At 68.3% G+C, this 18,805-nt stretch carries 16 protein-coding genes; 5 read left to right on the plus strand and 11 right to left on the minus strand.

Annotated features, from left to right (window positions below; genetic code table 11):
* The first annotated feature begins 122 nt into the window (after positions 1-122).
* Complete coding sequence (locus LJ737_RS08350; protein WP_227764592.1) at positions 123-1,523, plus strand: DUF5723 family protein; 1,401 nt, start codon at positions 123-125, stop codon at positions 1,521-1,523.
* Positions 1,524-1,764: 241 nt separating this feature from the next.
* On the opposite strand, the gene LJ737_RS08355 is transcribed toward LJ737_RS08350, so the two are convergent.
* The 5 genes from LJ737_RS08355 to LJ737_RS08375 form a co-directional block, all read right to left on the minus strand.
* Positions 1,765-2,862: a YncE family protein gene (locus LJ737_RS08355; RefSeq protein WP_227764594.1), complete on the minus strand. Its 1,098-nt coding sequence runs from the start codon at positions 2,860-2,862 to the stop codon at positions 1,765-1,767.
* Positions 2,863-2,945: 83 nt separating this feature from the next.
* Entirely contained in the window at positions 2,946-3,671 is a 726-nt protein-coding gene (locus LJ737_RS08360; RefSeq protein WP_227764596.1) for a hypothetical protein, read from the minus strand.
* 87 nt (positions 3,672-3,758) lie between these two features.
* The gene (locus tag LJ737_RS08365; protein WP_227764598.1) at positions 3,759-4,325 is read right to left on the minus strand and encodes an NUDIX hydrolase; all 567 of its coding nucleotides are present in this window, start codon (positions 4,323-4,325) and stop codon (positions 3,759-3,761) included.
* The gene (locus LJ737_RS08370) at positions 4,313-4,780 is read right to left on the minus strand and encodes a VOC family protein (RefSeq protein ID WP_227764600.1); all 468 of its coding nucleotides are present in this window, start codon (positions 4,778-4,780) and stop codon (positions 4,313-4,315) included. The genes LJ737_RS08365 and LJ737_RS08370 overlap by 13 nt, the downstream gene beginning before the upstream one ends.
* Positions 4,781-4,898: 118 nt before the next feature.
* The gene (locus LJ737_RS08375) at positions 4,899-5,627 is read right to left on the minus strand and encodes a L,D-transpeptidase family protein (protein ID WP_227764601.1); all 729 of its coding nucleotides are present in this window, start codon (positions 5,625-5,627) and stop codon (positions 4,899-4,901) included.
* Between the two features lie 184 nt (positions 5,628-5,811).
* On the opposite strand from LJ737_RS08375, the gene LJ737_RS08380 reads away from it, so the two are divergent.
* Positions 5,812-6,366, plus strand: a complete 555-nt coding sequence (locus LJ737_RS08380) for a hypothetical protein (protein ID WP_227764604.1) — start codon at positions 5,812-5,814, stop codon at positions 6,364-6,366.
* A gap of 311 nt (positions 6,367-6,677) precedes the next feature.
* On the opposite strand, the gene LJ737_RS08385 is transcribed toward LJ737_RS08380, so the two are convergent.
* Positions 6,678-7,469: an SDR family NAD(P)-dependent oxidoreductase gene (locus LJ737_RS08385; protein ID WP_227764606.1), complete on the minus strand. Its 792-nt coding sequence runs from the start codon at positions 7,467-7,469 to the stop codon at positions 6,678-6,680.
* A 216-nt stretch (positions 7,470-7,685) separates the two neighbouring features.
* Here LJ737_RS08385 and LJ737_RS08390 point away from each other — a divergent pair, with 216 nt between their 5' ends.
* On the plus strand, positions 7,686-8,171 hold the full coding sequence (locus LJ737_RS08390; RefSeq protein WP_227764608.1) for an ankyrin repeat domain-containing protein: 486 nt from the start codon (positions 7,686-7,688) through the stop codon (positions 8,169-8,171).
* Between the two features lie 42 nt (positions 8,172-8,213).
* Complete coding sequence (locus tag LJ737_RS08395) at positions 8,214-9,185, plus strand: alpha/beta hydrolase (protein ID WP_227764609.1); 972 nt, start codon at positions 8,214-8,216, stop codon at positions 9,183-9,185.
* 18 nt (positions 9,186-9,203) lie between these two features.
* Here LJ737_RS08395 and LJ737_RS08400 read toward each other — a convergent pair whose 3' ends face one another.
* The 5 genes from LJ737_RS08400 to LJ737_RS08420 all read right to left on the minus strand — a co-directional run bounded on the left by LJ737_RS08400 (position 9,204) and on the right by LJ737_RS08420 (position 16,058).
* On the minus strand, positions 9,204-9,935 hold the full coding sequence (locus tag LJ737_RS08400; RefSeq protein ID WP_227764612.1) for a metal-dependent hydrolase: 732 nt from the start codon (positions 9,933-9,935) through the stop codon (positions 9,204-9,206).
* 78 nt (positions 9,936-10,013) lie between these two features.
* Positions 10,014-13,286: an AsmA-like C-terminal region-containing protein gene (locus LJ737_RS08405; RefSeq protein WP_227764614.1), complete on the minus strand. Its 3,273-nt coding sequence runs from the start codon at positions 13,284-13,286 to the stop codon at positions 10,014-10,016.
* 304 nt (positions 13,287-13,590) lie between these two features.
* Complete coding sequence (locus tag LJ737_RS08410) at positions 13,591-13,827, minus strand: hypothetical protein (RefSeq protein ID WP_227764616.1); 237 nt, start codon at positions 13,825-13,827, stop codon at positions 13,591-13,593.
* A 129-nt stretch (positions 13,828-13,956) separates the two neighbouring features.
* Positions 13,957-14,922, minus strand: a complete 966-nt coding sequence (locus LJ737_RS08415) for a hypothetical protein (RefSeq protein ID WP_227764618.1) — start codon at positions 14,920-14,922, stop codon at positions 13,957-13,959.
* A 146-nt stretch (positions 14,923-15,068) separates the two neighbouring features.
* Positions 15,069-16,058 carry a hypothetical protein gene (locus LJ737_RS08420; RefSeq protein WP_227764620.1) on the minus strand — a complete coding sequence of 330 codons (990 nt, stop codon included), beginning with the start codon at positions 16,056-16,058 and terminating at the stop codon, positions 15,069-15,071.
* A 794-nt stretch (positions 16,059-16,852) separates the two neighbouring features.
* Between LJ737_RS08420 and LJ737_RS08425 the strand changes: the two genes are divergently transcribed.
* Positions 16,853-18,457 carry an ABC-F family ATP-binding cassette domain-containing protein gene (locus LJ737_RS08425; protein WP_227764621.1) on the plus strand — a complete coding sequence of 535 codons (1,605 nt, stop codon included), beginning with the start codon at positions 16,853-16,855 and terminating at the stop codon, positions 18,455-18,457.
* Positions 18,458-18,805 lie beyond the last annotated feature (348 nt).

Here is an 18,805-nt window from a genome sequence, read left to right on the forward strand (position 1 = left end):
GACTGGGGACGCGGCGGCTTTGGTTCGGACGCTTAAATGTAGCTACTTGCCCCGGCGTTGTGCCCTTACGGTTGTATCCTGCGTTGGCTTCGCTCCCGTCCTCTCTCCACTACCTTCCTGTCATGAAACGATTTTTACCCGGCCTGGCCCTGGGCGCGCTGGCGCTGGCCCCGCTGAGCCTGCGCGCGCAAAACGAACTGAGCAACTTCGGCTCGACGGGCCGCGGCGGCGTGGCCAACACCTTTGTGAGCGACTACCAGGCCATCGGCATCAACCCGGCCAACCTGGCCCGCATCGGTAGCCCCAAGGTGTCGGTGGGCCTCTTACAGTTTGGCCTGGGCATCGGCTCCCAGTCACTCACGCGCGAGCAGATGCTGCGCTTCGTCAAGCGCGTCGACGACAAGCTGACCCCGGCCGAAAAGCAGGAGCTGGCCCGCACCTTCAACTCCGACAACGCGCTGAACATTAACGCGGACGTGCTGACCTTCGGCGCCTCGGTGGATATCCTGGGCCTGGGCACGGTGGCCGTCAGCAACCAGCAGCGCGTGGTGACGCACATGGGCCTGAACAAGAACATGGCCGACATCCTGTTCTTGGGCAAGAACGCGCCGATTTACCAGCAGTACACCTCCGGCACCACCATTCCGCTGGTGTCGACGGCGCTGCAGGGCACGCGCCTGCAGATGAGCTGGCTCAACGAGTTCAACGTGGCCTTCGGCCGCCGCCTGCTCGACAACGACCTGTTTCAGCTCTCGGCCGGCGTGGGCTACCGCTACATCGAGGGCGTGGGCGTGGTCGACATCCGGGCCGAAGACGGCAAGCTCTTCGCGTTCGGGGCCGTGTCGCCCTTGTTCGACATCAACTACGGAAAACTGGCCCAGAACCCGCAGTTCAACTACCGGCACGGCGGCTCGGGCCTGCGCCCGGTGGGCACCGGCAACGGCTTCGACCTGGGCGCGGCCGTGGAAGTGGGCAAGTCGCTGCGCGTGGGCCTCTCCCTGACCGACGTGGGCAGCATGACCTGGAAGGGCAACCTGGTGACGGCCAACGACCAGAAGCTCAAGCAGCTCAGCTCCGACGGCATCGACTCCTACAACCTGATCAAGGAAGTGGCCCAAATCGTCAGCGCCGGCACCGACAGCCTGTTTCAGTACCAGCCCAGCGCCAGCCGCTCCGAGCGCCTGCCCACCAAGCTGCGCGCCGGCGCGGGCCTGCGCATCAGCGAGTACTTCGAAGTAGGTGTGGATGCCACGCTGCCCATGAACGACGTGGCCGGCAACCTGCCCAAGCCCTTCGTGGGCGCCGGCGTCGACTACAAGCCCGTGCACTGGCTGCGCCTGAGCAGCGGCCTGAGCGGGGGCGCCGGCTACGGTTTCAGCCTGCCGTTGGGCGCCACGCTGGCCTTCAAGCACTACGAAGCCGGCATCAGTACCCGCGACCTGGTGGGCCTGTTCGCCTCCGAGCACCCCTACGTGTCGGTGGCCACGGGCTTCCTGCGCTTCAAGTTCGGGGAGCAGAAGTGAGTGATGAGGTGATAAAGGAATTAGGTGATTAGGCCGTCATCCTGAGCAACGCGAAGGACCTTCCTCTGGCCTAGTACCAACTGAAAAGCGCAGCCACCTAGTACGGTGGCTGCGCTTTTGCATTTCTACTGCCAACCAAAAGCGTTAGCACATTGGCATCAGCGGCGGTGCAGGGTTCGAGGAAGGTCCTTCGCTCAGGCTCAGGATGACGTTCTTTTTGCACCACTCCCTGCAGCCCCTCTTACTTGAAATAACTCTGGATGAAAATCGGCAGGCCGAGCTTGCCGCGGCGGCCGCCGAGCTTGATGCCGTCGTCCACATACTTGGCGGCCATGCCCAGGGCGTTGGGGTTTTCGATGACGCCCAGGAAGGGGTTGTCCTCGCGGGCCACGTAGATTTTGCCGTCGGGGCCGAGCTGCAGGGAGCCGATTTTGCGGTTGGCGGAGTTGCCGACGGCCGTCTTGGTGCCGGTGGGCAAGTCCACCTGCCACACCTGGGCGTTGCCGCCGCCGTTGCCGTTGCTGGTGGCGTAGAGCTTGGAGCCGTCGGGCGAGAATTCCACGCCGTAGGCTTCCTCGAAGGGGCCGTAGCTCTTGGGGGCTTTCACCAGGCCGGTGGCGTTGTCGAAGTCGAAGACCTCCACCTTGTTGGCCTCGCGCCAGATGGCCACGGCCAGCTTGCGGCCGTCGGGCGAGAATTTCATGCAGCCGATGGCGTTGCGGCCGGGGCCGGCGTGCATGCTGCCCACGTTGCTGAGGATGGGCTTGGTCTGCACGCCCTCGGGCGTGACGAGGTAACTCACGAAGGCGTTGGAGTTCCAGCGGTGGCCAACCACCCAAATGTCGCGGCCGTTTTTGTGGCGCACGGCGGCCAGCTTTTCCGCCACCGGCGAAATGAGTAAGCCGTTGCTGCGCTTCACGTCGCCCATGCCCTCGGCGTCGGTCATGTCGACGGTGGAGTAGCGCATGCCCACGCTGTTGCCCTCGGCGGCGGTGGTGAAGATGTAGAACACGTTGCCGCTGCCCGGGTCGGGGATGACGAGGGCGCTCTGCGAGGACGATTTGCTACCCGCCAGGTTTTTGCCGTTGGGCATGAGCTGGTGCTGCCGGTTCCACACGTACACGCCGTTGGTGTAGAACAAGAGCTGCCCGCGCGAGGTAGTGGCCACCGACGAGCCTTCGTAGGTGCTGAGCTTGCCGTCGAGCAGCGGGGTGGGGGCGCCCTGGCGGAAATCCAGGCCGGCTTCCTGCCCGAAATACCAGATGGAAGCCTGTTGTTGCGCCCGGGCCTGCAGCGCGAGGAGCAGAGCCAGGGCCAGCGCGAAAAAGCGAGTCTGCATATGCCAAACCGGGCGGCCGGGGAGGTGAACGGCCGGCCGCGCCGTGGGCTCAATAACGCAAAAGCGTGCCGAAACGCTTCGCGCTACCGGAAATGGGGGATTTTTTGGTGTTGCCAGCGGAGAATGTCGGCGCTCAAGGACAAGAGCAGCAAGTGGTTGTTGAGCGGCAGCTGATACGTCTGCTCCCGGTACCGAAACTGGTTGATGTAGCGGGTCAGGCCCAGCTCGTAGCGCAGCTCCAGGCCAAACCGGCCGCCACGGACGCCCACCGCAGCCCGCCCCAGCGCCTGCAGGCGGCGCGGGGAAGCGGCCACCACATCGAGCAGCGCCTGCGTGCTGCCGATGCCGGATCGGTACGCGTCGTCGGCTTGGTTGTAGGCCAGGGCCGGGCCCGCGGCCACGTGCACCGGCCCATGGCCCAGGCGGGAGCCCACGAGCACGCCCGCATCGAGGCGGCGCAGCTGGCGGTAGAAATACGAAATGCCGCCCCAGCCGCCGTCAACGCTGGCCGTGACGTAGCTGTACCCCTTGGCCACCGTGCCCTGCACCTCCGGCTGCATGTACCAGCGCGAAGCGGGGCTGGTGAAGCGGGCGTAGAGGCCTGCCTGCCGCGTGAGCCGCTCCGGCCGCGCTTCGCGGTGATTGGTCAGACGCATGTTGGCCACGTCGACATCGGCCGTGGCCCAATGGGGCGTGAGCAAACCCAGGCCGGCGCGCAAGCCAACGGCGCTGAGGCGGTGCTGGCCCGCCACGGTGGCGGGCAGGGCCAATGCAGCCCACAATGCCAGCGGGCGGTAGCAATACCTCATAACGGAATAGCAAATTTGTGGATTGGGCAGTGGCCCGCGCCTAGCTCAATAATCACTCCAGCGGCCCGACGGCCCAAGCGGCCGCCGTCAGAGGGCCCACTCCCCGGCCGTCAGCCGCGGCAGCAGCTGGCGCACGATGCGGTAGCTCAGGCCCCAGAGTTTATGCTCGCCGATGCGGATAAACGACACCGGCGCGGGCCGGGGCCACTCGGGCAGCTGCCAGTGCTCGGTGGCGTGCCGGGCGGGGTCGAGCAGCTCGCTCAGGGGTACTTCCAGCACTTCCAGCACCTCGCGCTCCAGCCAGCGCCACACCGCCGGCCGGGTAATGCGCCCGAGGTAGGGCGTGACGCGGTAGCCGGTGGGCGTGCTCACGTAGGGGAGCTCGGCCAGCACCTGCACGGCCGTGCGCGGCAAATACACCTCTTCCTCGGCCTCGCGCAGGGCCGTGTCGAGTAGGCTGCTGTCGGTTGGGTCCTGCTTGCCGCCGGGAAAGGCCAGCTGCCCGCCGTGCACACCGAAGTTGCTGCGCACCAGCAGCACCAGGCGCAGCTGCCCGGCGTCGTCGCGGTACACGGGCACGAGCACGGCGGCCTCGCGCAGCTGCGCGGCCGCGGGCGGCAGGGCCGATTCGTCGGGCGGTATCAGGCCGTCCACGACTGCAGCTCGATGACGTTGCACTCCGGGTCGGCCACGTAGGCCCAGGTAATGGCGCGGCCCAGCGGCGTCATCTGCGTGACGACCTCGCCCAGGGCCGAGCCGCCCTCCGCCAGCACCACGGCGCGGGCCGCGGCCACGTCGGCCACCTCGAAGGCAATGTGGCCGAAACCGGGGCGGTTTGGGGCGGTGCGGGCGCGGTTGGTCAGCGGGTCGTAGCCGAAGATTTCCAGCGTGGGGCCGCCGGGGCCGTGGCCGGGCAGGCGCAGGTGCACGCCCCGTTGCCGGGTGCCGCGCTGCGCGCCCGAGTGCAGGGCTTCGTCGGTGTAGTCGCGCTGGGGCAGGGTACGTTCGCAGCCAAACACGCGCTCGTAGAAGTCGGCCAGGGCTTCCCAGTCTTCGGCGGTGAGGTTGGTGTGGGCGTAACGGGCGGAGAGTAAGGGCGGCGTTTCCACTAATGCGTCGGGTGTTGCGGGGTACGGCGGATATTCGGAACGAACGGGCAATATACCCATTGCGCCGAACCCCGGCCGAACAATTTTGCCCCGGTACTGGAGCGGCGGCGGCGCGCGGTCAGCGTACCCCGTAGTCGCCGGCTGCGTCGGTGGGCGGCAGGGTGCGGTGCTGCTCGAAGTAGCGGTACACCGGCGCCAACGTCTGCCAGAAGGCGTAGTGCGGGCTGTGCCAGTGCGCGTCGAGGTCGGTGGCCGTCAGCTCAAACGGGAAGATGTGCACCGGAATGTCGGCCTGCCCGGCGGCGCGGGCTTCTACGGCCAGCACGTACAGCTCCTCGATGTAGGCATCGGTGATGGGCAGGCAGCCGATGGTGACGTCGGAGCCGTGGATGAAGATGTCGCCGCCGGGGTCGGCCTCGCCGCGGGCGCGGTCGGTGGCGTTGGGGTAGTCGAGGCCCAGGGAGAGGTGGTACAGGCTGTTGGGGTTGTAGCGGTCGATGCGGTAGCAGCCCTCGGGCACCTGCCCGTCGCCGGCGCGCAGCTTGGGCCCGAGCGTGCCCGAGGTGCCGGCAATGGCGTAGCGGCGCAGCAGCTGGTAGCGGCCTTGTCCGCGGTTGCGGGCCCACACTTCCACGCGCCGGCCCACCTTAAAGGCGCGCAGGTACAGCTCCAGCTGGTCGGCGGCGAGGTGGCGGCGCTGCAGGTCGGTTTGCAGGGCGCTCCAGCGGGCGGCGTAGGCCGTGCGCACCCGCGGGAAGCGTTGCTGGGTCAGGCGGAACGTGGCATCGGTGGGCTCGGGCCCGAGGCCCAACAGCAGGGGCCAAAACAGCAATAACAGGGCGCGCATGCGGCGACAGAGAATGACAATACGCCGCCTTAACGGTGGAGCAGAAGCGCAAATTATGCAAGCAACGGAACATAGACTAATTCAAGAACCGCGAGAACGAAACCTTGGCCCGGGAAATAATTTGTTGCACTCACCGCCGTTACTTCAACCCGCTGATTCGTACCCACAACCATCTTTCCGCTCTATGGCTTCTTCCGTTTCTGCCCCGGCCGCGCACCGGCGCCCCGGCTCCACGCAGGCCATGCTGCAGCGCTACGCCCCGGTGGCCCGCTACGTCAACTACGCCCTGCTGGCCTTCTGCTTGCTGCTGGCGCTGGACTGGGCCCTGCCCGTGCGCCGCTACGAAAACGAGGCCGTGCTCAGCCGCCTGGTGGTGATGACCTCGTCGTCGGCTTCCGACCCGCGCATGGCCTACGACATCGTCACGCCTCACGCCAAGTTTCGCATCCCCAGCGAGCAGGGCGCCCGCGTGCGCGACGAGGACCGCGTGACGGTGTGGATTACCCCGCTGTTGGGCGTGGTGCGGCAGGTCAGCTCCCCCGCTTCGCCCGAAGGCGCTACGCCGTTTCGGCCCGCCAATGGCACCATCTACGGCCCGTTTGCGCTGGCGCCCCTGCTCTTGCTGGTGGTGGCGCTGGTGGGCGCCTGGCCGCGCCGCACGCCCGAAACGCGCATGAACACGGCCGTGGCCGGGGCAGTGCTGGCCCTGGTCACGCTGGGCATCCTGATTTGGGTATAAACGTATCGGCTCAACAGGCCGCGCCCTGCGTAGCAGGACAGCGCTGATAAACGAAAGAACCTCATGCTGAGCCTGTCGAGGCAGCTCTCCCGCTTCGCCTGCTCCTCTCGGTCGTCATTCCGAGCGAAGTCGAGACATCTCGCGTGCTGGCGTCAGCTACTATTTTTTCGTTGGGTTACTATTGGATGTCAGCACGCGAGATGTCTCGGCAAGCTCGACATGACGTTCTTGTTTAATGCCGATCAACGAAGCGGTAGAGCTGCTTCGACAGGCTCAGTATGACGTGCATGTATTAGTCCAACTGACGCCGCTTAGCCGATGCTGCGAATCACGCCGCCGTCGACGCGCACGGAGGCCCCGTTGGTGGCGGCGGCCAGCGGGCTGGCCAGGTAGGTCACCATCGTCGCAATTTCGTCGGTGGTGATGAAGCGCTTGAGCAGGGAGGAGGGGCGGGCGTGGGCGAAGAAGTCCCGTTCGGCTTCCTCGCGGGTCTGGCCTTCGGCGGCCAGCTTGCCGATGAATTCCTCCACGCCTTCGGAGGCGGTGGGGCCGGGCAGCACCGAGTTGACCGTCACGCCCGTGCCGGTGGTCAGCTCGGCCAGGCCGCGGGCCACGGCCAGCTGGGCCGTTTTGGTGGTGCCGTAGTGAATCATTTCGGCCGGAATCTGCAGGCCCGATTCGCTGGAGATGAAAATGATGCGGCCCCAGTTGCGCTGCAGCATGGGCGGAAAGTACTGGCGCGCGAGGCGCACGCCGCTGAGCACGTTCACCTCGAAAAAGCGCAGCCAGTCCTCGTCGGGAATGTCGGCAAAGGGTTTGGGCTCGAAAATGCCCACGTTGTTGACCAGAATATCGACCGTGGGCACCTCGCGCAGCAGACGCTGCACTTCGTCGGCCCGCCCAAAATCGACGGCTACGCCGCGCACGCGGGCCCCGGGCGTCTCGGCCAGGATGGCGGCGCGGGCCTGCTCAATACGGGCTTCGGTGCGGCCGGTGAGGATGACCTGGGCGCCCTCGGCGGCCAGGCGCTTGGCAATGGCCAGGCCGATGCCGCCGGTGGAGCCCGTGACCAGGGCCGTTTTATCGGTGAGTTGTAAGTCCATGCGAAAACAAAGCGGGGTAGATGAAACTTCCTGCCTAAACCGCCCGGCGACGGGTTTGTCTGGCCCGCGGCGAAAAAACCGCGGTGGGCGGTGGGCCGTACGCTGCCGTCGAGCAACTTGCGACGGCGCTGCCGCGGCCTGCGGCTGGGCGGCGCAAAGCTTTTCGGGCCGGCTGCGTATGCAGGGCCAAGTACGCCTTAACCCCTTCCGTCTGCCATGTCCTTTTCCTCTGCCCGCCCCGAAGACCTGCTCATCGACGCTGCCCGCCGCGGCGACGTGGCCTACATCCGCGAACTGCTGGCCGCCGGCGTCGACGTAAACACCCAGAACGGCAAGGGCTTCACCCCGCTCATCATTGCCACCTACGACGACCAGCTCGACGCCACCCGCGTGCTGCTGGAAGCCGGCGCCGACGTGAACGTGCAGGACGTGAGCGGCAACACGGCCCTGATGGGCGTCTCGTTCAAGGGCTACGCGGAGGTAGCCCGGCTGCTCATCCAGCACGGCGCCGACCTAAACCTGCAAAACGGCAACGGCGGCACCGCGCTCATGTTTGCCACCCTCTTCGGCCGCCACAACATCGTGCCCATCCTGCTTGAAGCCGGCGCCGACACCAGCATCCGCGACGTGCGCGGCCTTTCGGCCCGCGACCTGGCCATTCAACAGGGCAACGACGTGGCCCTGCAGCTGCTGCCGGCTTAGCCGGCCCGGCATAGATTTCAGGTGCCCGATTTTCCGAACCGCATGCCGTCTGCCGCCCCCGCCTACACGCCCGACATCCTCGGCCCCGATTTCGAGCAGCTGCGCCTGGAGCAGCCCGCCGACTACGAGGGCGCGGTGGTGAGCACGCTGGTGCGCCACCGGCCCGCCGCCGCGCCCGCCACGCGCCGGGCAGTGCTCTACGTGCACGGGTTCACCGACTATTTTTTTCAGCGCGAGCTGGCCGAGCAGTGGACGGCCCACGGCTACCGCTTCTACGCCCTCGACCTGCGCAAGTACGGCCGCTCCCTGCTGCCGCACCAGCGCCCCAACAACGTGCGCGACTTGCGCGAGTATTTCGCCGACCTCGACGCGGCCCGCGCCATCATGCAGGCCGAGGGCGCCGCGCTGCTGGTGCTCAACGGCCATTCCACCGGCGGGCTCATCAGCGCCTTGCACGCGGCGGCGCACCCCGGCGCCTGGGCGGCGTTGGTGCTCAACAGCCCGTTTCTGGAAATGAACCAGCCGCGCTGGCTGCGCGAAGGCGTGCTGCCGCTGGTGGTGCGCCTGGGCCACCGCTGGCCCGATTTGCCGGTGCAAGCCAACCTGCCCTTCGGCTACGGGGAAAGCCTGCACCGGCACTACCACGGCGAGTGGGACTACAACCTGGACTGGAAACCGCGCCGGGTATTCAACGTCAACGCCGGCTGGCTGCGCGCCATCCGCCGCGGGCACCGGCAGGTGGCGCAGGGCCTGGGCATCACGGCGCCGGTGCTGGTGCTGCACTCGGCCCGCACGGTGCAGCACTACCACCCCTTCAACGAGGAGTACTTCCAGGCCGACGGCGTGCTGAACGTAACGAACATCCGCGACCTAGCCCCGCGCCTCGGCCCGCGGGTGACGGTCGAAACCATCGAAGGCGGCATGCACGATTTGGTGCTTTCGCGCCCCGCCGTGCGGGCCGAGGTCTACCAGCGCGTGTTCGAGTGGCTGGCCAAGACCTTGCCCGGGGCTTGAGGCCGGCGCGGGCCGGGGCTAGCGCAGCTGCCCCAGGTCCAGCGTTTCGCCGGCTTGCAGGGCGTGCACAGTCACGCCATCCGCGGGCGCGAGGTGGGCGCGCAGCTGCTCGGGCGTGCCGGTGAGGGCGGGGTAGGTGCCGTAGTGAAAGGGTACCACGTGCGGGGTGCGCAGCAGGCGGGCGGCGTGGGCCGCTTCCCGCGGGCCCATGGTGTACCGGTCGCCGATGGGCAGCAGGGCCACGGTGGGCTGGTAAAGGTCGGCCAGCAGGCGCATGTCGCCGAAGAGGGCGGTGTCGCCGGCGGCGTACACCACGGCACCGTCGGAAAAGGTGAGCACGAAGCCCACGCCCTCGTGTGCGAAGCCCGCGGTGCCGTCGGGCAGGTCGATGTGGGCGCCGTGGAAGGCCAGCGTCATGGTCACGCGCACGCCGAACGCATCTAGGGAGCCGCCCTTGTTCATCGGCTCAAACTGGGTGGTGGGCACGCCCTGCTCGTAGAGGTAGAAGCGCACCTGCGGCTGGGCAATGCAGCGGGCGCCGGTGCGGGCCAGCAGCCCCGGCAGCTCGGGGTCGAAGTGGTCGTCGTGGCCGTGGGTGACGAGCACCACGTCGGCCTGCTCCGGCTGCCAGAGGTGCGCCGGCACGAAGGGGTTGTTGGTAAACCACGGGTCGATGAGCAGGACGCGGCCCTCGGGCGAGGTGAGACGAAACGCGGCGTGGCCGAGAAACTGCAGCTGGGTGGCGGGCATGGGCAAAACGGGCTGGACGAGGCCGCGAAGGTAACAGCACTGGCCGGGAGCTAACCGCCGCTCAGCCGAGTCGACCAATCAGCGTAGCGGCGCCGCCCGCAGCAGACGCAGAGTGGTGTCGATGGGCTGGCGCAGCAGCAACTGCCGGTATTCCTGCTGCAGCCGGGCTTGCTGCTCTTCTTTTTCCCGGCGCTTGAAGGGGCGCACCGAGTAGCGCATGCGGCCGTGGGGCCGCCGCAGGTTCACGTAGAGCAGGTGCCGGTCGGGGCGGCGGGCGGGGGCGCCGTCGCGGATGCGGGCTGTGCGCTGGCGGAAGTTGCCGAGCACTGCCTGCATGGGGTTCAGGCCCACATAGAGGTTGCTGCGGCCGGTGAGGAAGTACACGCCGCTGATTTCCAGGTCGGTCAGGTTGCTGTTGAGGCGCAGCTCGGGCACCAGCAGCCGTTCCTGGTCGAGAAAAAACCGGGTGCTGACGGGGCGGAAGTACAAGTGCTCGGTGCGGTGCGGGCTGAGCAGGCGCAGGGCCTGCTGGAGCGGCGCCACCCGCAGCAGCTCTAGGTTTTGCACGTCGGCGCGGGCGTAGCCCTGGGTGCGGGCCACGGCGGGCAGAAACGTCGCGTCGAGGTCGGTGTGCACGTCGGCTTCGCAGGTCATGGTGCCGCGCACGTTGGCCGGGCCGAGCACGTCGAAGCCCAGCGCCTCGGCCAGCTCAAACAGGCGTGGCAGCTGAATGTCCTGCAACTGGGCCTGCGCATGCAGCGGGTGGTGGCCCTGGCCGGCGTTGGTTTGCAGCCGCCCGCGCAGCCGCAGTTGCCCGCCGAAAGCCTGCAGCGTGCATTCGTCGAGGCGGGCCTCGCCGGGGCGCAGGTGCGAGGTGAGGCGGAAGCCCGTGCCGCTGAGCGCGCCGTAGCGCACGTGCTCGGCCCGCACGTGCAGCCGGGCCGTGAGCAGGTTGCCGCTCAGCAGCGCCGAAGCCCGGCCCGCGCCCGGCCGCGCCGGCTCCGCCGCCGCGGTGGCCAGGGTATCGGCGGTGGCTTCCTCGTCGTCATCGTCGGGCTGCAGGCTGGCCAGCAGCAGCAGCAGGCGCTGCACGTCGACGGAAGCGTAGCGCAAATCCAGGCTGGCGTCGGCGGCCAGCAGGCGCGGGCCGGCCATACGCGCCGAGGCCTGCGCAAAGCCCACGCCGCCCGAGGTGGTGGCGAAATACAGCGCCGGCATCCGGAACGTCGAGCCGCTTTTAACCACTTGCAGCCGCACCTGCCGCAGGTTTTCGCCCACCGGCATCTGCAGTGCATTCACCTGGCAGCTGATCTGCCCGTTGGCCGTTAGCAGCAGCCGGCGCAGCGGTGACTGGCCCGCAGCTATCCGCGGCCGCGCCGCTGCGCCGGGCGGGCCGCCCGCCGCCGGGCGCACCGAGCGGCGCAGCAGCCGCGCCACCCGTTGGTAATCGACGGTGCCGAAACGCATGGTCAGCTGAAACTCACCGGCCGAGCGGCCGCGCGCCAGCGGCCCCGGCCACGCGGCCCGGCCGAGCATTTCGCCGCCCCACACCCGCGCCGACAACCCGCTGAGCGTGGTGCGCCACCCGTCGCGACGCACCAGGGCGCGCAGCTGCCGCAGCGTGTCGGTGGGCAGCACGAGCCGGGCGCAGCGCAGGGCCACACGCAGGCGCAGGCCGGGCGGCAGCAGCGAGCTGTCGGCGGCGGCTTTGGTGGGCCGGCGGCTGCGCGCCGGGCCGGTGAGCCGCGGGCGCAGCAGTTCGCCCAGCCGGGCTACGCGCAGCTCGTCCACCGCGAAGCGTCCGTCGATGCGGGTGGTGGCGCGCTGCCCGGTCAGGTAATCGAGCAGGTTCACGGTGCGCGCCTGGGCCTGAAAGCGCATGCCGTCGACCTGCCCCGAGAGGTCGTTGAGCTGCCAGAGGCTGTCCTGCAGGCCCAGGCGCACGTTCAGGGCCCGCACCCGGGCGTGGCGGCTCGGAATGTCGAAGGAGGCATGGTGCAGGGCTACGTGGCCGCGCACCGACAAGCTGCCCGCCGGACCGGGCGGCGCCGACTGGTTCGGGCCCGGGGGCAGCGGGCCGCGTAGGCGCACGTCCAACTCCGCCGCGCCCCCGTGGGCCCGCCAGGCGCCGGGGGCCACCAACGCGGCCAGGGCCGGTACATCGGTGCGGCCGCGCAGGCGCCCGTTCACGGTGGGGCGGGTGAAGTCGCGCACCTGCAGATGCAGGTCAAGCTGCCCGAGCGGGGAGTAGATGCGGCAGCGCTGCAGGGTGAGCGTGGTAGTGCGCGGCTGGTGGGCCGCGCCGTTGTCGAGCACGCCCACCAGGTCCCAGCGGCTGATGCGGCGGCTGGAATCGGGCCAGACGAGGCGGGCCCGGCGCAGCTCCAGGCGCAGCACGTTGCGCGGCAGCACCGTTGGGCTGCTCAGCCCGCTCACGGTGTAGCGCAGGTGGGCCTGGCTCGGGCTGCGGGCCCCGCGCAGGTAGCCCAGCAGGCTGGGCGGCAGCACCGCGGGCAGCACGTCCATCAGCCGCTGCCGGCCCTCGAAGCGCAGGTGCAGCCAGGAGCCGGCCGGGGCCCGGGCGGCCGTGGTGTGCGTGCCGCCGATGCGGATGGTGTCGCCGCGCAGGGTGGCGTAGGTGCCCGGCTCGAACGTGCCCCGGCGCCGCCGGAAGTCGTAGCGGTAGCGCGCCCGGGCCTGCACCGGCTCGTGGGCCAGCAGCGTGCCGGTGCGGCCGTTGTGCAAGGAGTCGAGCCGGCCGCCGAGTGCGCCGCGCACCGTGAGCTGCCCGCCGCGCAGCCGCAGCTGAAACTGCCCCTGCACCACCTGCGCGGCGAAGCGGCTGCGCTTGTAGTCGTTGCGGAAACTCAGGCGCACGTTGCGCAGCTGCACCGTGGGCAGCTCCACGTCGAGCGGCGGGGGCTGCCCGGGGCCGCTGCGGCGCCGGCCGTGCAAGGTCCAGCGCCGGCCGAGCGAGTCGACGTAGGCGCGCAGCAGCCCGTCGCGCAGGGTGAGCACGTCGACGCGGACTTGCCCGCGCAGCAGGGCCTGCAGGTTCAGGCGCAGGTCGGCGCGGTCCACTTGCAGCACCGGCTCGGCGCGCTGGTAGGCGGTGTCGGTGAGGGTGAGGTGGCGCACGGCGGCCGTCAGGTGCGGAAAGTCGCGCCAGGAAAGGTGCAGCTCGAAGGGGCTCACCACCAGGTCGGAGCTTTCGGCCAGCTGCTGGCGCAGGTGCCGGGCCAGGTAAGCGCGGCCGTAGCGCGTGCCCAGCAGCCCGGCTCCCAGCAGCAGCCCCAGCAGTACCAGTCCTAACAATAGCCCGGCCCCGCGCCGGAAACCAAATCGAGCCATACCATGCGCAATGCTGCCTGAAGATGCGGCAAAAGCAGCTTAGCCGGCGCGGCCGTCCGGCCCGCCGCTGCCAATACGGGCAACGCGGCCCGCCGGCTGCCCGCGGGTCCCCGTTTGGCCGGCTGCCCGGCGCCGTGCCGACCTTCTGCTGGCCTCTCGGCGCCGTCCCGACCGGTCGGAGCGCCCGAGCGACGGCGCTGGCCCGTTGCTGCGCTACGCCACCGGGCCCATCAAGCAAGCGCCCCGGCGGGCTCCAACGCAATTGCACGTAGGAACCCGCCGGGGCGCTTGATGGCAAGCAGGCTTACCGGTCGATGCGGCGCAAGCCCTGGTAGAACAGCTGCCCGCCGATGACGCCGGCCCCCACTACATCGGCCGCGAGGCGCAGGTAACGCAGCGCAGTGGTGCTCGGGTCGAACAGATCGAACAACAGCACCACAACCTGGTGGAAGGCCACGCCCAGCGGCACCAGGCTGAGCAGGACGAGCAGGAACCCCAGGTATTCCTGGCGGCGCCGCGGCAGGCGGAAAGCAGCAGTCATAAGCAAGCGGATTGGTTGGAGTTGAAATGCGCCAAAAGGTAGGGCAAAACAGCTATACGCCCGCCGCCAGCCTTGGCCAAGGCTTCATCCAAGCCGGTGGGGCGTAAGCCTGCCGAGCACCCGGCCCGCTTACAGCTGAGCCATAAAAAACGCTTTCAGCTCGTTGAAGATAAGCATGTCGGTGCCGTGGCCGATGTGGGCGTAGGTTTTGAAGCGGACGTTGAGGCGCTGCTGCTGGTACACCTGTTGGCAGTACTGCCAGCGCGCCGGCTGCATTTGCCGGCCCAGGTGCTCGTAGATCAGGGCCCGCTCCACGTCGTCGTAGGCGTCGTCGAAGGCCGCGGCGTCGTTGTCGTCGAGGGCGCCCATGTAGAAGAACTGCGGCACGGCGCGGTAGCGCTGCCAGTCGAGGCGGTGGCCGGTGAGCTGCCGGTAGTCGGCCAGGCCCAGCGGGTAGGGCAGGGCGGCGCCGTCTACCTTGTCCAGGGGCAGCAGGAGCAGGCCGTTGAGCCCGCCGCCGGCCACAGCCCGCACCCGTTCGGGGTGGAGCACGGTGAAGCGGTTGACGAAGGTGGCCGAGGCCGAAAAGCCGTTGAGCAGCACTTTTTCCTGGGCCTGAACCTGCAGGGCGCGCAGCTGCTCCCGGGCGTCGTCAATCATATGCAGCAGCTGCTCATCGAGCCGGGCCAGCTCGCCGGTGGCGTGCAGCGCGTCCTTGTCGAGGGCGTGGGTGTAGAGCAGCGGCTGAGACGCCGGGCGCGGAAACACCGGCGTGAGCAGCGGCAGCCCAATTTCGCGGGCCAGCGGCCGGCTCAGCCCCGCCTTTGGCCCGGCAATAGCTATGCGGGCGGCCCGCTCGTGCACGGCCAGCGTGTCGTTGAGCAAGCCGGTGTTGTTGGGCTCCACCATCAGGTAGGTGGGCGCGTTGCGCGGGGTGCGCTTGGGCACCAGCAGAAAGTAAGGGTAGTTGAACCCCTTGGCCGGGTTGGCTGCAATGCGCAGCAGCGTATCGGGGGCGGCGGAGGGCGCGGCGTGGCTGGCAAAGGCCAAGCCGAGGCCGCACAACGCCAGCAGCAGGCGGGTAAGAACGTTCATGGCGCGGGGGCTGATGATGCGGCTCAAACGTAGTCGGGCCCGCGGCTTCGGCCCAAATCCCGGGGCTCACATGAAGATGTAGCCACGCCCTGGGCAGCGCGGAAAATGCCCGCTCACACGCCGGTGGGCCGGCCTCACAGGCGCCGCTACCGGCCCGCCGACGTGCGAACAAATTCCTTGAGCGTCCAGTCCTGAATGTGCCCCAGCGCGACGGTGCGCATCAGGTTGAACTGGGCGTAGGCCAGGGCCTGCCCGCTGGCGGCATCCACGAGCTGGTAGCCGTGGTTGCGGTACACGGTGAGGTAGCGCGCGTAGAGGTAGCGCGGGTCGGCGGCGGCCACGGCGGCTTCGATGACGGCCCGCTCCACCACCTGCACCGGATACGGGTACAGCTTGGCAATCTGCGCCTCGGGCAAGTCCGCGTCCAATCGGGCCCGGTCGAGCAACAGGGTTTTCTGCGCCAGGGCCGGACCGCTCTGGCCAATGCGCTGCAGCTGCGCCTCCTCGATGTCCTTGTCTTTCTGCTTTTGCATGCGGGCCGCCACGTAGCGCTGCATGGCCTGCACCGCGTTGATGGCGTCGCTGGTGAAGTAGGTTTCGCTCCAGTAGCTGTTGGGGTGCGGGGCAAAGCTGGCCGAGGCCACCGGCCGCCGGCGCGCGTCTTCGGGCACGTCGTTGGCCAGCACCTGCAGCGAGCCGCCGAAGTTGAGTTTCTCCGGCTTGCCTTCGGCGCTCAGCACTATCGAAGTGACGGTGATGCCGTGCGGCCCCAGCCCGCCGAGGCGCAGCAGCAGGTGCGAGGCTTCCTTGTCGCGGTAGTGCGCGTCGGCCTGGGCCGAGTTGATGAACTCCACTTTCGTGAGCGTCCAGAACTTGACGGCGGTGCGCAGGGCCTCGTTGCGGGCGGCCAAGTCGGCGCGAAACAGGGCCGTTTCCTTGGGGTCTTTGGCCATGCGCCGCTGGGAAGCCGCGTCGGTGGGCTCATCTTCCATGACCACCAGCAGCGGCTCCCGGGTAAAGCGGTCAAAATTGACAAACTGGGCGCTGCCCACAATGGGCTGATACACCTTTACAAGTTGGGCACGCAGGCTGACGCTGGGCAGCAGCAACAACAGCAGAAAACAGGCGAAACGCATAGAAAACAGAAGAAATCAATCGGCGGCTCCGCAGCCGCTAGCGGGTGGTCGTTGGGGCAGGAGAGCGGGCTTAGCCGGGCCGATAAGCAGTAAGAATAACTGGCAGACCGACCGGAGCCGGCACGAACAAGCGAATAGGCATGAGGGAAGTAGGACGAATGGAATGGACAAAATTCAGCGGCTACAAGTAACGCAAAATAGCCGCTTCACTAGCCTGCCCGGCGCTACTAGTTGCCTCTGCCGCCGCGCATTGCCTATATTTGCCCCTGGATAGCCACTTCGCACTCCAATGGAAATTCTCTGAGCAACGCCCGTTGACGGCCCGCCGACCTTCGATTTCGCCTCGCGAAACGAATCCGCGTGCAGATTTTCCATTCGTTCGTCCCGCCCCTGCTGCCGGCCCGACGACCCAACCCCGCCCCTTATGTAATCCAGCCGACGGCCCCGCCGGAGAGTAGCGCCCGCCCCGCGTGGGGCACTTGCGCTATGCCCGCCCGCGTGCCCTTCAGCCAGCCGCGGCGCCCGAAGGCGCCGGAGCGGCTGCGCATGGCCGCCGCCACCCAGCCCGGCCCTAGAGCTGCGTAGCCGCGGCTTCATCGTCACTGGTACGGACGCCCGGTCTTACGGCCCGGCGTGCCTTGCGGCTGGCGCTGCCCCGGCCCGTTGCCCCTCCTCTTTTTGCTATGTAATCCGCTTGCTGCCCTTCCCAGGAGCGGCTGCCGATGCTGCTGGCCGCTGCCTTGCGCCCTTCGGGGCCCCAGTTTTGGTTTCACCCGCTAGCTCCCATTTTCCTTATGAGTATCGTCGCCAACCACCTTTCGTATACCCACGCCGACGGCCACCTGCTGTTTCACGACCTGCACCTGGCCGTGCCCAGCGGCGGCAAGGCTTCGCTGGTCGGGCCGAACGGCGCCGGCAAATCCACCCTGCTGCGCCTGTTGGTCGGGCAGCTGCCGACCACGGGCGAAATCAGCCGGTCGGAACCCGCCTACTACGTGCCCCAGCACCTGGGCCAGTACGACGCCCTCACCGTGGCCGAGGCCCTGGGCGTGGCCGGCAAGCTGCAGGCCCTGCACGCCATTCTGGCCGGCGACGCTTCGCCCGAGCAGTTTGCCCGCCTCGACGACGACTGGAGCATCGAAGAGCGGGTGCAGGCGGCCCTGGCGCACTGGCAGCTGCCGCACCTGGCCCCGGCCCAGCCGCTCGGGGGCCTCAGCGGCGGCGAGAAAACCAAGGTGTTTCTGGCCGGAGCGCAGCTGCACGGCGCCGGCCTGCTCTTGCTCGATGAGCCCTCCAACCACCTCGACGCGGCCAGCCGCCAGCTGCTCTACGACTTTTTGGGGCGCACGCCCGCCACGCTGCTCGTCGTCAGCCACGACCGCGCCCTGCTGCGCCTGGTGGACCTGACCCTGGAGCTGCTGCCCGACGAGGTGGCCGTGTACAGCGGCAACTACGACTTCTACCAGACCCAGAAGCAGACCCAGCTGGCAGCCCTGCAGGCGCACGTCGACGCGACGGCCAAAACCCTGCAGCAAGCCCGGCAAAAGGCCCGCGACGTGGCCGAGCAGCGCCACAAGCAGGACGCCCGCGGCACGGCCCAGGGCCAGAAAAAGGGCCTGCCGCGCATCGTGGCCGGCCACCTCAAGCGCCAAGCCGAGCAAAGCTCCGCCCAGCTGCGCGAGGTGCACCACGCCAAAATCGACGGGCTGAGCCAGGACCTGCAGCAGCTGCGCGGCCAGCTGCGCGAGCAGCAGGTGCTCAAAATCGACCTGAGTCACTCCGACCTGCACCGCGGTAAAATCCTGGTGGACGCCCAGGGACTGGACTTTGCCTACCCGGGCCAGCCGCCCTTGTGGCCGCAGCCGTTGCAGCTGCAGTTGCGCTCGGGCCAGCGCCTGCGCATCAGCGGCCCTAACGGCGCGGGCAAAACCACCCTGCTGCGCCTGCTGCTGGGCCAGCTCGCGCCCACCGCCGGCCAGCTCCACCGCGCCGACTTCACCCACTTCTACCTCGACCAGGAGTACTCGCTCATCGATAATCGGCGCACGGTGTTCGAGCAGCTGCAGGCCTACAACTCGCGCCAGCTGCTGGAGCACGAGCTGAAAACGGTGCTGCACTACCACCAATTCGCGCCCGAAAGCTGGGACCGGCCCTGCGCCGGCCTCAGCGGCGGCGAGAAGATGAAGCTGCTGCTCTGCTGCCTCACCGTGAGCAACCGCGCCCCCGACCTGCTCATCCTCGACGAGCCCACCAACAACCTCGACCTGGGCAGCCAGCAGGAGCTGACCGAAGCCCTAAAAACCTTCCGCGGCACTCTGCTGCTCATCTCCCACGACCAGCACTTCGCCGACGACATCGGCGTGGAATCAACCATCGAATTGCTGGGGCAAAAACGCTAGCAGGTCATGATGCCGCGGGTGGCAGGCGCGTCCCGGGGGCGGCGAAACCCAGTCCGGCCCCAGGGCATTTCAGGGTGTGCGCACGGCAAGAAAGCCCGTCATGTCGAGCGCAGCCGACACATTTCGCTTGATAGCAACCGTCATGCTGAGCGCAGTCGAAGCATCCCTCCCGCTTCGTCTGCAACGATTCAACGAAGCGGGAGAGATGCTTCGGCTATGCTCAGCATGACGTTCTGAATTGTCTGTTCAACGTCCGCACGCAGGATGTCTCGTGGGGCCCGACATCACAGGCTTTCTTGCCGTTTAGGCGAAGCGGTAGCGCTGCTTCGCCTGGCGCGGACGCCAACT

The organism is Hymenobacter sp. 15J16-1T3B, from assembly GCF_020711235.1.
Taxonomy (GTDB): domain Bacteria; phylum Bacteroidota; class Bacteroidia; order Cytophagales; family Hymenobacteraceae; genus Solirubrum.

Bases quoted from the DNA above. Each gene is read 5' to 3' on its own strand.
- LJ737_RS08350 (WP_227764592.1), top strand. From the start codon at position 123: ATGAAACGATTTTTACCCGGCCTGGCCCTGGGCGCGCTGGCGCTGGCC.
- LJ737_RS08355 (WP_227764594.1), bottom strand. From the start codon at position 2,862: ATGCAGACTCGCTTTTTCGCGCTGGCCCTGGCTCTGCTCCTCGCGCTG.
- LJ737_RS08360 (WP_227764596.1), bottom strand. From the start codon at position 3,671: ATGAGGTATTGCTACCGCCCGCTGGCATTGTGGGCTGCATTGGCCCTG.
- LJ737_RS08375 (WP_227764601.1), bottom strand. From the start codon at position 5,627: ATGCGCGCCCTGTTATTGCTGTTTTGGCCCCTGCTGTTGGGCCTCGGG.
- LJ737_RS08380 (WP_227764604.1), top strand. From the start codon at position 5,812: ATGGCTTCTTCCGTTTCTGCCCCGGCCGCGCACCGGCGCCCCGGCTCC.
- LJ737_RS08385 (WP_227764606.1), bottom strand. From the start codon at position 7,469: ATGGACTTACAACTCACCGATAAAACGGCCCTGGTCACGGGCTCCACC.
- LJ737_RS08390 (WP_227764608.1), top strand. From the start codon at position 7,686: ATGTCCTTTTCCTCTGCCCGCCCCGAAGACCTGCTCATCGACGCTGCC.
- LJ737_RS08395 (WP_227764609.1), top strand. From the start codon at position 8,214: ATGCCGTCTGCCGCCCCCGCCTACACGCCCGACATCCTCGGCCCCGAT.
- LJ737_RS08400 (WP_227764612.1), bottom strand. From the start codon at position 9,935: ATGCCCGCCACCCAGCTGCAGTTTCTCGGCCACGCCGCGTTTCGTCTC.
- LJ737_RS08405 (WP_227764614.1), bottom strand. From the start codon at position 13,286: ATGGCTCGATTTGGTTTCCGGCGCGGGGCCGGGCTATTGTTAGGACTG.
- LJ737_RS08410 (WP_227764616.1), bottom strand. From the start codon at position 13,827: ATGACTGCTGCTTTCCGCCTGCCGCGGCGCCGCCAGGAATACCTGGGG.
- LJ737_RS08415 (WP_227764618.1), bottom strand. From the start codon at position 14,922: ATGAACGTTCTTACCCGCCTGCTGCTGGCGTTGTGCGGCCTCGGCTTG.
- LJ737_RS08420 (WP_227764620.1), bottom strand. From the start codon at position 16,058: ATGCGTTTCGCCTGTTTTCTGCTGTTGTTGCTGCTGCCCAGCGTCAGC.
- LJ737_RS08425 (WP_227764621.1), top strand. From the start codon at position 16,853: ATGAGTATCGTCGCCAACCACCTTTCGTATACCCACGCCGACGGCCAC.